Annotated in this window: 11 protein-coding genes; 7 read left to right on the forward strand and 4 right to left on the reverse strand. The window is 46.2% G+C overall.

Features of this window, described 5'->3' with window-relative positions; translation table 11 throughout:
• Positions 1-20 precede the first annotated feature (20 nt).
• The 3 genes from QHH26_08345 (at position 21) to QHH26_08355 (ending at position 4,923) form a co-directional block, all read left to right on the forward strand.
• Positions 21-650 (forward strand): nitroreductase family protein, encoded by a 630-nt coding sequence (locus QHH26_08345; protein ID MDH7481964.1) that lies wholly within the window; start codon positions 21-23, stop codon positions 648-650.
• Positions 651-1,835, forward strand: coding sequence for an MFS transporter (locus QHH26_08350; protein MDH7481965.1), 1,185 nt, complete (start codon positions 651-653; stop codon positions 1,833-1,835).
• A 271-nt stretch (positions 1,836-2,106) separates the two neighbouring features.
• Positions 2,107-4,923, forward strand: a complete 2,817-nt coding sequence (locus tag QHH26_08355) for a hypothetical protein (GenBank protein MDH7481966.1) — start codon at positions 2,107-2,109, stop codon at positions 4,921-4,923.
• Positions 4,924-4,930: 7 nt separating this feature from the next.
• On the opposite strand, the gene radC is transcribed toward QHH26_08355, so the two are convergent.
• Complete coding sequence (radC, locus tag QHH26_08360) at positions 4,931-5,626, reverse strand: DNA repair protein RadC (GenBank protein MDH7481967.1); 696 nt, start codon at positions 5,624-5,626, stop codon at positions 4,931-4,933.
• A 120-nt stretch (positions 5,627-5,746) separates the two neighbouring features.
• Here radC and QHH26_08365 point away from each other — a divergent pair, with 120 nt between their 5' ends.
• The 4 genes from QHH26_08365 (at position 5,747) to QHH26_08380 (ending at position 8,846) form a co-directional block, all read left to right on the forward strand.
• Positions 5,747-6,670, forward strand: coding sequence for an L-lactate dehydrogenase (locus tag QHH26_08365; GenBank protein ID MDH7481968.1), 924 nt, complete (start codon positions 5,747-5,749; stop codon positions 6,668-6,670).
• A gap of 47 nt (positions 6,671-6,717) precedes the next feature.
• Positions 6,718-7,374 (forward strand): MBL fold metallo-hydrolase, encoded by a 657-nt coding sequence (locus tag QHH26_08370; protein MDH7481969.1) that lies wholly within the window; start codon positions 6,718-6,720, stop codon positions 7,372-7,374.
• 76 nt (positions 7,375-7,450) lie between these two features.
• Entirely contained in the window at positions 7,451-8,293 is an 843-nt protein-coding gene (locus QHH26_08375; GenBank protein MDH7481970.1) for a fumarate hydratase, read from the forward strand.
• 7 nt (positions 8,294-8,300) lie between these two features.
• The gene (locus QHH26_08380) at positions 8,301-8,846 is read left to right on the forward strand and encodes a Fe-S-containing hydro-lyase (GenBank protein MDH7481971.1); all 546 of its coding nucleotides are present in this window, start codon (positions 8,301-8,303) and stop codon (positions 8,844-8,846) included.
• A 26-nt stretch (positions 8,847-8,872) separates the two neighbouring features.
• Here QHH26_08380 and QHH26_08385 read toward each other — a convergent pair whose 3' ends face one another.
• The 3 genes from QHH26_08385 to QHH26_08395 are packed head-to-tail and all read right to left on the reverse strand — an operon-like array spanning position 8,873 to position 12,830.
• Positions 8,873-10,030 (reverse strand): isocitrate/isopropylmalate dehydrogenase family protein, encoded by a 1,158-nt coding sequence (locus QHH26_08385; GenBank protein ID MDH7481972.1) that lies wholly within the window; start codon positions 10,028-10,030, stop codon positions 8,873-8,875.
• A gap of 24 nt (positions 10,031-10,054) precedes the next feature.
• On the reverse strand, positions 10,055-10,888 hold the full coding sequence (locus tag QHH26_08390) for an RNA methyltransferase (protein MDH7481973.1): 834 nt from the start codon (positions 10,886-10,888) through the stop codon (positions 10,055-10,057).
• A 16-nt stretch (positions 10,889-10,904) separates the two neighbouring features.
• Positions 10,905-12,830: an aconitate hydratase gene (locus QHH26_08395; GenBank protein MDH7481974.1), complete on the reverse strand. Its 1,926-nt coding sequence runs from the start codon at positions 12,828-12,830 to the stop codon at positions 10,905-10,907.
• Positions 12,831-12,845: the final 15 nt, after the last annotated feature.

Below are 12,845 nucleotides of genomic sequence, written 5' to 3' on the forward strand. Positions count from 1 at the left end.
CTGAGGAGGAGATGTGCGTCATGGATTTGTTTGATGCCATTCGAGGTCGTAGAAGCATACGCAAGTTTAAGCCTGATTCAGTGCCCGAAGAAGACATACGACGGATGTTTGAGGCAGCCACGCTTGCACCGAGTGCAGGCAATAAGCAAATGTGGAAGTTTGTTGCTGTTTTGAATAAGCAAATCCTTAAACGAATGGCTGATGCAGTTCGGAAAAAGTTAGATGAGTTTGCATCCTTACCAGAAGGGAGTTCTTATAAGGACCAGCTTGAGGCAGCAAAGAAATGGAGTGCTTTTTTTGAAGAAGCCCCCGTCACAATCGTTGTTCTTGGCGAGAGATACCGGTCAACAATAGATGAAATTATGGAAAAGCGAGGGGCTAGCCTGTTGGAGATTGACGAGCTTCGACAAAGACCGGACATCCAAAGTATTGGAGCCGCAATTCAAAACCTATGTTTGGCTGCTTATGCAATGGGCTATGGGACGTGTTGGATGTCGGCGCCATGCGTGGCAGGGGCGGAAATCAAGGAAATATTAGGCATAAAGCCGCCATGGGAGGTAATCGCGCTTGTCCCGGTTGGTATTGCGGACGAATTGCCAGCGATGCGCCCTAGAAAGCCTTTGGAAGAAGTTCTGGAGTTCGTTAGATAGATGGAATGTGAAACTGGTGAGAGCAATCTCGCTCAACTTAAATTATTTGCCAAGCGGGGCATATGCGATCTCCGCCTGCTTGCATTTACGGTATTTTGTGTATCTTTTGGTTTTGGAGCATATTTTTCCACCTTCAACAACTTTGCCGTTGAGTCGCTCGGTTTGACCCCAATTCAACTAGGCAGACTCGAAGCACTTCGAGAAATGCCTGGTTTCCTAATGTTTGCCGTCGCAGCTCTAACAATGCGAGTGGCCGAACCTATTCTTGCTGGAATCGCGCTTTTATTATTGGCGGTTGGACTCGGGGCATACTATACAGTCGACAACGTTAATTCACTCCTTTTTTATTCGCTGATATGGAGCATTGGGTTGCATGCATGGATGCCGCTTCAACCGTCAATGGCTCTAAGTCTGGCTGATGAGCATAGCAAAGGTAAGCGCCTTGGTCAGATGGGCGCAGTTGGGGCATTTGGTACAATTCTAGGAATGACGTTGGTTCAGCAGCTTGGCGGGCGAATAGGGTATCAGAACATTTTTATTATTGCTGGCATAGTTGTTGCGGCTGGAGCTTTAGCGGTTTCGTTCATTCGCAGGGACATCGGCCATGCGGAAAAGCCGAGATTTGTTTTTAAGCAACGATATTCCTTGTATTACCTTCTTGTTTTTCTCGAGGGCTGCCGGAAGCAAGTCTTCATCACATTTGCAATATTTGCCTTAGTGCGAAACTACGGCACACCAGTCAGCGTAGTTGCAACACTTATGATAATCAACAATATAGTTAACCTTCTCCTAGCGCCTAGTGTTGGCCGTTTGATTGACAAAATCGGGGAGCGGTGGGTGTTAATGTTCTGTTACACTAGCTTGATTCCCGTGTTTGTTGGTTATGCAACGATAAAGATTCCCGCGGTTCTTTATGTCCTTTATTGCCTTGACAATTTATTTTATTTGGGTAGCATTGGCTTGAATACCTACCTTCATAAAATCGCAGAACCTGCTGACGTGATGCCAAGTCTGACAATGGGTGTTTCAGTAAATCATGCCGCAGCGGTGGCAGTGCCTTTAATTGGTGGCACGCTTTGGTCAAAATTGGGTTATCAAGCTACCTTTTTTGGCGGCGCATTTGTTGTTGCGATTTCGGTGTTGGCAGTACTTAGGATGCGCATACCTAAGATGGCCGACGGATAATGAGAAAAGGAAATAGAATTAAAGTATCTCAAAGCATTGAGCAACCGACTTTCTAAATATGTACAGCTATTTGACCTAAACTTGCACTATTGTCCTGTTTGCCATGCAGATAAAACATCCTTTCTAGTTAACAGTGTTTGTTGAATTAAACGAATGTCTAGCCATTTGCATCTAAAATGCAGGACAACATCTTTTTCACGACTAACGTATGCTTAGTATTTGACCGCCTCTAAGATTGCTAGTCGGCATCTTGCCAAGGAGGATTATGACATTGAGGTTATTCTCACGATTCTTGGTGTTGGTTGCCTCGGTTGTATTATTTTGTCTCACGTGTGCTCTTGCATGGAGCGAAGAAGGTATTTCTTGGCAGGAACTTAAAGCAAAGCTCGCCGAACGCCAGAAAACCATGAAGACCATGGCCGATACAAATGCCTCCCCAGGGTTCTCACAGTTTAAAGGTAAGTATCTTCGACCGGAGTATGCTTCTCAATATCGATCTTTTATAAAGCTGAATCCTCAAACTGGCCTCCTTGAGTATGAGGGAAAGGTAATAAGGCCATTCTTTACCGTCTATAGCCAGCCTAAACCTGGTGGTGGCTGGATATTAAATATCCCAGATTTAGACTTCGATCTTTTGGAGAAAGATTTCGCTCGAATGAAGCAAGCAGGCATCAATGTTCAGCCGAGATTTTGGAGCTGGTCGGAGTTGCTGAACCCCGATGGTACATGGCGAAAAGTCAATAAGCAGCCAAAGGGACGAGGTCTGCCTTACTTCAAGTATGTTTTCCAAATTTATGATTACTTTCTTGACAGAGCACAAGCCCATGGACTCTATGTAAACATTGAGCCCTCATTTTACTGGGGTTTGGCACCAGAAGTTATACCGCCCGAATATCGAGGAAAGATACTCCTTTATGATGAGCTTTGGGATGCTTCAGTTGAAGCTTATTCCAAGATACTGAATTATTTTAGCCGTCGAACTGTTATTGTTGCAGTGATGATTGGTGAGGAAGATTTGGTTTTCGACCATTGCTTAAGCGAACCAATGATGCTTGAGCGCTTCAAAAGATACCTAAGAAGGACCTATGGCACTATCTCGAACCTTCAGCGAGTTTGGCGTTGGGGCTATGATTATGATAATCCAAAATTAGAAGAACAGACGGTTGGCGGCAAAAAAGTACTTTATCCAATATATCCCTTGGTATCCGGAAAATTCGATTCCTGGAAATCTTTTGACGATGTAAGATTGCCTTTGTTGGATTACTACCGCTCACCAGATTCGCCGAATACTTTTATTCAAGATATGCCGACTTATCAAAGGAACCTCCTACAAGACCCAATTTGGATAGACTTCATGCAGATGAAGGAAGAGATACTGATTGCGCGCTTAAATCAGCTTGCTGATGCACTGCGCAAGGCAGACCCAAATCATATTCTCTATTACTCGAATCCCTACGACTTTAATCCAGCTTGGCATTTTCTACACTGCTTTGACAGGGCACGGCTTCGGTTCGACGTGATTGGGGTTGGACAACATGACTCAAGTCTAGATCCCCCCGAAGTCCCTCAATGGGCGACTTGCAGGGAATATGTCCAGAATGTTGCGTCATATGGACCCTACATCTGTATTGAAAAAGGATTTCCGAGAGGTTTTGCATGCGGCGAAGGCGAGGGTGGTAGAACTCGCGATGGTACCGCAAAATACTATCCGTGGTGGTTGACGGATATCGTTGGAGGAGGCGGCGCATTCTTCCAAAGCTACCATTGGAACCACATTGCCGGTAGGTCTACTGAGAAACCAACGGATTATGATTCAAAAACACTCGATGCAATTCAGAATTTTCTAGCTGAGATAAAAAATGTTCCATTTAGTTTCAATCGAAATGCCGAAGTGCTCATACTTCGCAATAAGCATGCAGCCTATGGGATGAGTGCAGGTTACGACTACGGCAACGCGCGTTACCTTGCTAGCATCCTCCATCAGTTGCATATCCCCTTTGATATCTTGCCCGATTCAGACATAACCCCTGGTTCATTTGAAGAAGGGAAGGTCAATCTCAGTAAATATCGATTTATTTTTGTTCCATGCCAATACCAATTGCTTCCCAGTCGAACATGGCAAATGCTGTTTGATTGGTTAACTGACCCCCGCTATGCCGGACGGCGTGGTCTTTGTCTGGGATGGTTTGGCGATCTAGATTGCTATTTTAATCCAATAAAGCCGGAGGAGGTTCATCCTGCCTTTGGTGCCCTGACAGGAACGCATGGGTATAGTTCGAGGGTTTCAGCGTCGGGAAAGTTGTGCCTTAGGTATGCAAGATTTTTTGGCTCGGCGGCTCGAGGAGATGAACTTGAAATCTTGTTACCGCAAGACGCTGAAATTGGCTATTTTGACGCGAATAAAGTGAGCGCCGAACCAATAGTAACTTTGGGCGAAAACGAAAAAGCTGTCGTCGTCCGCAATGTGGTAAATGGCAATTCAATATACACGTGCGGTTTTCCATTGGGCATCGCATATGACCCGGTATGGGGTGCGGAAAAGGAACAGACACCAAACAATGCCCTGCTATTGCTCTATCAGGGAATGATGAGCCTTGTTGATGTGAAGCCAACGCTCAGCGCGCCAGACAACCTGGGTGTATATGTCTCGGATGACAGGTCAGCAATTTTGCTAAAAGAGCGATTTGGCAGAAAAACCGAAGTTGTCCTTAAATTAAATGATACATCGGGCAATATATACCAAGGTACTACAACAGCATTCAGCCCAAATGGTGAAGCAGAGATTAGGGATTTTACTATCGAGCCATATGGGGTTAAAGTGCTTCGCAAAGTAGCAGCAGTTCGAGCGCCAGGCGTATCTATAGTCTGCAAGCCCACTTCTGAAGGTGGATTGGAATGTGAATTAATTGGCGTGGGAAAAGTTGAAGTTTTGTTCGAATTGAAACCAATGACAATTTATAGTGTTAGGGAAAACGGAGAGCTGTCTATGGTTTTTACTGCTGATGGTTTGGGACGTCAAGCTATCGCATTTAATCTCGGCAATGGCACAAAACCACTTCATGTTTCAGTCAAACCCAGCCAACGATAGGCTCCCCCTACATCAACCCGCGTTCTTTGAGACTAACCCATCTTCCATCACCAATAATGAGATGGTCAAGAACTTCGATGCCTACGAAATCGCCAGCTTGCACGAGTCTTTTAGTTACGTTTATATCTTCCTGGCTAGGAGTTGGGTCGCCTGATGGGTGATTGTGAGCAACGATTATAGACTTGCTGTTATAGGAAATTGCCTTCTTGAATAATTCGACTGGTGTGATGATGCTGGCATTCAGGCTTCCGATAGTAATAGTGCGTATCCTCAGAACCTCCCCTTTTGTATTAAGGAATATGGCTTTGAAACATTCTTGGGGATAATCTCGAAGTTCTGGCATAAGAACCTCTGCAGCATCTTGTGGAGACCGAATTGCTATGCGTGTCTCGCCCGAAGCGGTTGCCAGGCGCTTTCCTAATTCCACCATCGCTTGAATCTGAGCCGCTTTGGCTGTTCCAAGCCCTTTGATTTTGCTTAGTTCCTCAATGCTTGCTGTAGCAATTCCTTTGAGGCTTCCGAATCGGCTCAGCATATGCTCTGCAAGTCCAATGGCGGAGTAGTCGGCTGTTCCAACTCTGAGGATAATTGCTAGAAGTTCGGCATTCGACAAGACTTCCGGCCCGTACTTTACTAGGCGTTCCCTAGGCCTCTCATCTACGGGAAGGTCCTTAATTGTAATATTATATTTGGGTTCACCCATCGCCAAATCTCCAGAAACTGGACAATACTATCAGAGTTCTAAACAATGGTCAAGTGTCTTAATCGTTTGACAACCAGGGTTTTTAATGGCTATAATACCGCAAGTTTGGGAGGTAGTATCATGAAAGTAAGCATTATTGGTGGTGCTGGCCGAGTTGGATCAAACACAGCCTATGCTTTGCAAATCGGTGGTTTGGTAAAAGAAATAGCGATTGTTGATGTGGCAGAGGATGTTGCAAAAGGAGAAGCGCTCGATTTGCGCCACGGTGCATCTGTTGCAGGCTCGCAAAAAATTTATTCGGGTGGATATGAGGTTGTAGGCGGCTCAGAGATAATAATTATTACCGCGGGCCTCCGACGAAAACCCGAGGAAAGTCGGTTGGAACTAATTAATCGAAACGTGGTTTTGTTTAAAAATATCTTAGGAGAAATACAAAAGGTCGACCTGCTGCCAAATACAATCGTGCTTGTCGTTTCAAACCCCGTGGATATCCTGACATACTTAGCTGTAAACACGCTCCAACTGCCTGCAAATCAGGTTATCGGCTTGGGAACGGTATTAGATACAATACGCTTCCGCTCGCTTCTCGCCGAGCATTTTGGCGTGGATCCAACTAATGTGAATGCTTTGATTCTTGGCGAACATGGCGACAGCATGGTACCCATATGGAGTTCGGCTACAATTAACGGTGTTCCTTTGAGAAGTTTTCCCACCTATAACACAAAAGCTGTAAAAGCCATTTTTGAGTATACGAAGAAAAGCGGTGCTGAAGTAATACGATTAAAAGGTGGGGCAGGTTATGCAGTTGGTTTAGCTGTCAAAACTGTTATTGACGCAATAATTCTAGATAAGAAAGCAGTATTGCCTGTCTCGTCGCTGATGCAGGGATTTATGGGTATTAACAATGTGTGCTTCAGTGTTCCCACTATCATTGGCCGAGGCGGAGCGGAAAAGCAAATAGAGATTAGTCTAACAAAGTCTGAGGCAGCAGCCTTAAGCCGGTCCGCGGATGTTCTTAAGGAAACGCTGAAGCAACTTTCCTAGTGGGTTTGGAATTCTAGAAACCCTGTCTACCAGGAGGTGCAAAGAAAATGAAAATCCAGTGGTTAGGGCATTCGTGTTTTCTGCTTGTTGCGTCGGATGGGACGAAAATTATAATGGACCCCTATGAATCTAATGCATTCGGCGGCGGGCTCAAGTATGAGCGAATCAAAATCGCTCCTGACATCGTCACTGTATCTCATTCTCATGCCGATCATGGCTATGTCGAGGGCCTACCAAACCATTTTGAAGTAGTCTCTGACGTCGGTGAAAAGCAAATCAGGGGAATCTCTATAAAGGGCATCAAGTCGTATCATGACAAAGAGCGAGGTACCGTAAGGGGAAATAATATTATATTCGTTGTCGAAGTTGATGGTATCCGCGTATGCCATCTTGGAGATTTGGGTCATGTGCTTTCTGCCGACCAAGTTAATGAAATTGGAGCTGTTGACATCCTCCTTATTCCTGTAGGTGGCTATTATACGATTGGCCCTGAGGAAGCGTCTGCTGTTGTGGACCAGCTAAATCCAAAGGTTGTTATTCCAATGCATTTCAAAACGCCAAAGGTTGAATTCCCAATCGTAGGGGTGGATGAATTTCTTAGGGGCAAGCAAAACGTTAGACGTTTCGATTCATCGGAGTTTGAGATAACAAAAGATACACTTCCTGCGGAACGACAGATTGTTGTCCTCAAATACGCATTGTAGTTTTTAAATTCAGCGGCTGAAGATTTTGTGTCGCGTCCGATGCAAATCAAATCAAATCAAATTTTGAAACTCACACATGCGGGAAATACACATTTCAAAGATAGCAGAAGCTGTTGCTGAACTATGCATCAGATCAAACTATGAGCTTGGTGATGACGTCTATCAGGCATTGAGAGATGCTATGGAGGTTGAGGATTCTCCCATTGCTCGGGATGTTCTTGCCCAACTGATTGAGAACGCCGATATTGCCCGACGAGATAGCGTGCCTATTTGTCAGGATACTGGTTATGCAGTTGTTCTTATCGAGCTTGGCCAAGATGTGCATATAGTAGGAGGTCTCTTATCCGATGCGGTAAATGCAGGTGTGGCTAAGGGATATACTGAAGGCTATCTACGCAAATCCATTGTTGCTCATCCGCTAGAACGAAAAAATACAGGCGACAATACGCCCGCTGTGATTTACACCGATATTGTTGCTGGTGACCGTCTTAGAATTATGCTTGCGCCAAAAGGCGGAGGCAGCGAAAATATGAGCGCAGTTCGAATGATGAAGCCTTCTGACGGCATCGAGGGCGTTAAGCGATTTGTTGTGGAGACTGTGAAGGCCGCTGGTCCAAATCCATGCCCGCCGCTTATAATTGGCGTCGGCATAGGAGGGACGATGGATAAAGCTGCCGTTCTCGCGAAAAAGGCGCTGTTTAGAAGGGTAGGGGAACATAATGCGAATCCTTCAGACGCAAGCCTGGAGAAAGAGCTGCTGAGCCTCGTAAACGAAACTGGTATCGGTCCCGGCGGATTTGGCGGGAGGACTACTGCATTGGCTGTTAATGTGGAAACATACCCTTGCCATATTGCTAGCTTGCCAGTCGCCATAAATATTCAATGTCACGCGGCGCGCCACAAGGAAATTGTAATTTAAGGATTCAATGGAAGAGCCTATTAAAATTTATACGCCATTAAACGATGATGAAATTGCCAACCTGCGCTCGGGTACAAGGGTACTTCTAACCGGCGTTGTCTATACTGGCAGGGATGCCGCACACAAGAGACTTTTCGAACTTCTCCAGCAAGGAAAACCTTTGCCAATTGATATTTGCGGGCAAGTAATCTATTACGTTGGGCCAACTCCTGCAAAACCAGGACGTGTAATTGGCTCGGCGGGTCCAACAACGAGTGGGCGCATGGATGCATACACACCGGCGCTCATTGCTTGTGGCCTCAAGGGGATGATTGGAAAAGGAGTTCGGAGCCAGGCTGTAAAGGATGCCATGAAGAAATATGGCGCCGTCTACTTTGGGGCAACTGGCGGAGCAGGTGCACTGCTTGCCCAGCGAATAAAGAAGGCCGAGGTTGTTGCTTATGAAGACCTCGGCCCTGAAGCCATTTTCCGCCTCGAAGTCGAAGATTTTCCCCTAATTGTTATTAATGACATCTACGGCGGAGACTTATATGAAAGGTTGAAAATTGGCTAAGATAGCCAATGAAGTCTTGAATTCCATTACTCGACGCCTTGGATTTTTCGGATTATTGCATCCGCCATTTCGGACGTCCCGACCGCAGTTGGATCATCGCGATGCGGCTTCATATCATAGGTAACATATTTTCCCTCTGCAATAACAGCGGCAACTGCTTTTTCGAGCCTGTCCGCAGCTTCTTTTTCGCCAAGATGTCTTAGCATAAGCATGCCCGAGAGAATGAGCGCGGTGGGATTTACTTTATTTTGTCCCTTGTATTTTGGAGCGCTGCCATGAGTTGGTTCGAATATTGCTACATCTTCGCCTATGTTAGCCCCAGGTGCTACTCCAAGACCGCCAACTAGTCCGGCGCATAGGTCGGAAATTATATCTCCATACAGATTAGGAAGCACAAGTATATCGTATATTTCGGGCTTTTGGACTAATTGCATGCACATATTATCAACAAGTCGCTCTTGGTATATAAGGTTTGCTCCCTTGCCTTTTACACTATTTACAAGAATAGGATCGGGTTCCAAGCCATCTGCAAGTTGCGGGTCCTCGAATTGTGCTCCATAGGCGAGGGCAACTTGCCTGGCTACTTTGTAGAAGAGGCCATCCGTAAACTTCATTATATTTGCTTTGCATACCGAAGTAATTATTTTTCGGTTGTTTGCCAGAGCATAATCAAAGGCAAACTTGACAATCTGCCTGGTGCCTGTGACAGAAATCGGTTTTATTGAGATTGCTGCATCCTCGCGGATTTTCCCTTCGGCCATTTTAATAATCTGCTTTGCTTCTGGGGTGCCCAAATCATACTCTACACCCGCATATAAGTCTTCGGTGTTCTCTCTAACGACTACCAAATCAACATCTGTGTACTTAGAGCGAATTCCAGGATAGTACTTGCATGGCCTAAGGCACGCATAAAGATTGAGCTCCTTTCGCAGAGCCACGTTTACCGACCGAAATCCTTTGCCAATTGGAGTGGTAATAGGACCTTTTAAAGCAACTTTGTTTCGGCGAATGCTCTCCAGCACGTGTTCAGGAAGTGGCGTGCCGTATTTTTCCATTACATCCATCCCGGCATCGTGAATTTCCCATTCAATGGGAACGCCAAGCGATTCGATTACGCGTTTTGCAGCAGCAGTTTGTTCCGGGCCAACTCCATCGCCTGGAATCAAGGTAACTTTGTGTGCCACGGTGTTTTCTTTCCTTTCTAGTTCTTAGTTTGATGATTGGTGAGTAACCTTAGGTTCTCTGGTTGCTTCGTAAAGCAGTATGCCAGCAGCAACAGTAACGTTTAGAGAATGTGCTTTTCCATACATTGGAATTCTTATTATGCTATCGCATTGTCTTCGCAGGTCTTCCGATAAGCCGGTGCTTTCATTGCCCACTACAATAGCGCATGGCGGTGTCAGATGACTCTGCCATATGAGGGTTTTGCCTGTCGCTGAGCTTCCAATTATGCGAAATCCTAAGTTTTTTAGTTTGGCAATATCTTGAGTAAGTTCTTCCGACTGAACTATGGGTACTCTAAATATTGAGCCAGTGGTGGACCGCACACTAGCACGCGAATAAGCATCCGCGGAATTCCCAAATATTACAAATTTGACTCCCCAAGCATCTGCGTTTCTAATTAGGACTCCAACGTTTCGGGGGTCCTGGATTTTCTCGCCAACAAGAACAATTGCGTGCTTGTCGCAACGGCTTACTAAATTATCAATATGCAGTTTTTGAACTTCTGCAACCGCAAGCGCTTCAATTGAGGTATTATAACCCAAGGGCATGATTCGCGTGAATACTCCGGGTGTTACGCGATAGCAAGGAATGTTTTGCTTTCTTAATCGGCTGACGAAATCATTAAGTTTTGGATTTTGAGCGTTTTCTCGAAAAAACGCTTGTTTAAGTTGAATCCCAGCATCAAGGGCTTGTTCTAGCATGTCGAAGTCTTCAACTGGGTAGGTTTTGTGCAGGCGACCAACTATTTTAGCTAGGTCTGCCCTTGCTTGGACGATTGCTGGGTGTTTGATGCTTGAGATTAGTTCGATCTCAATCATTTGGTCGTCCGATTCTTTATTGAAGATTAGAGGATTTCATATAACTCAACATTCCGCCGGCAAGGATTATGCTGACCTGCCGAGGTGTAAGATCGTATCGCACTTCAATTTTTGTGCCCTTGGTTTTGTTTTTTATGGTGATTGGTAGGCGGTTTAACAAACAATCGCGTATGGCTTCAATCTCCAGTTCGTCGTCTTGTTCTAGTTTATCGTAGTCCGCTGGATTAGCAAAGGTAAGAGGCAAAATACCGAAGTTCACTAAGTTTGCCTTGTGAATACGCGCAAAAGATTTCGCAATTACTGCTTTTACGCCGAGATACATAGGCGCAAGGGCAGCATGTTCACGACTTGAGCCTTGGCCATAGTTTTCCCCGCCAATGATAAATCCTCCACCCGCTGATTTTGCTCGAGACGCAAAGGAAGGGTCGACACCCTCAAAGACGTGCTCTGAAATTGCCGGAATGTTAGAGCGCAATGGCAGAATTTTTGACCCAGCGGGCATAATATGGTCGGTCGTGATGTTATCTTCTACTTTGATAAGTATTTTGCCGGTTAGCGTTTCAGACATCGGCCCGCGCAGAGGCAGAGGCTTGATGTTGGGCCCACGGATAATTTCAACGCGTTCGGGGCATTCGGCAGGAGGAATTATCATACTGTCGTCTATTATGTATTTTTCAGGCGGGATGACTTCCACTGGCTGGCCTAGCTCTCTGGGGTCGGTAAGCTGACCAGTAAGAATGGCAGCTGCGGCAACTTCGACACTTGCTAGGTATACTTTCCCACTCGGTGTGCCGCTTCTGCCCTCGAAATTGCGGTTGAATGTCCGTATGCTAACTCCGTTTGTGCACGGGGCTTGTCCCATTCCGATGCAGGGGCCACATGCAGCCTCAAGGATGCGCACACCTGAAGCGATGAGATCCGCTAGCGCACCGTTCCTAGCTATCATTTCAAAAACTTGGCGTGAGCCAGGTGAGACTCCAGCGCTCACGTTGGGATGGACCTTCTTGCCCTTTAGAACGCTGGCTAAAGTCATGAGATCCCGATACGATGAATTTGTGCAACTCCCTACAAGCACCTGGTCTACTTTGAGCCCCTCGATTTCCTTTACCTTGACAACTTTATCGGGTTGATGAGGTTGTGCAACCATTGGCTCTAGCGAAGAGAGGTCAATCTCGATTATCTCATCATATTTTGCATCGGGGTCGGCTTCTATTTGCGTCCACGCATGTTCTCTTTCTTGGGCTTTGAGGAAAGCTCGTGTCTGCTCGTCGCTCGGAAATACCGACGTTGTCGCACCAAGTTCTGCGCCCATGTTGGTTATCGTCGCTCGCTCTGGAACGGTAAGTGTGCTGACGCCCGGCCCTCCGTATTCGAATATTTTTCCGACGCCACCTTTGACCGTTAGCCGGCGAAGTAACTCAAGAATTACGTCTTTTGCAGACACCCAAGGGCGAAGCTTGCCAATGAGTCTCACAAGAACAATTTGGGGCATTGTAAGGTAAAAGGGTCCGCCCGCCATTGCCACTGCCACGTCTAATCCACCGGCACCGATTGCAATCATCCCAAGTCCACCGCCCGTCGGCGTGTGGCTGTCAGAGCCGAGAAGTGTTTGTCCGGGCACCCCAAATCGCTCTAGGTGAACCTGATGGCAAATGCCGTTGCCTGGTCGAGAAAAGTAAACTCCGTATTTCGCCGCAATTGTTTGGAGAAAGCGGTGGTCATCCGCGTTTTCAAAGCCGGTCTGGAGTGTATTATGGTCGACGTAACTGACCGACAGCTTTGTTTTTACGCGTGGGACACCCATGGCTTCGAATTGAAGATATGCCATCGTGCCGGTCGCATCCTGCGTAAGGGTTTGGTCAATCCTCAGTGCGATTTCATTGCCAGGCGTCATCTCGCCGGATACGAGATGACTGGAGATTATCTTTTGTGCAACGTTCATTTAGGCTTTAGCTCC

The sequence above is a fragment of the Armatimonadota bacterium genome (genome assembly GCA_029907255.1).
In the GTDB taxonomy this organism is placed as follows: Bacteria; Armatimonadota; UBA5829; order DTJY01; family DTJY01; genus JAIMAU01.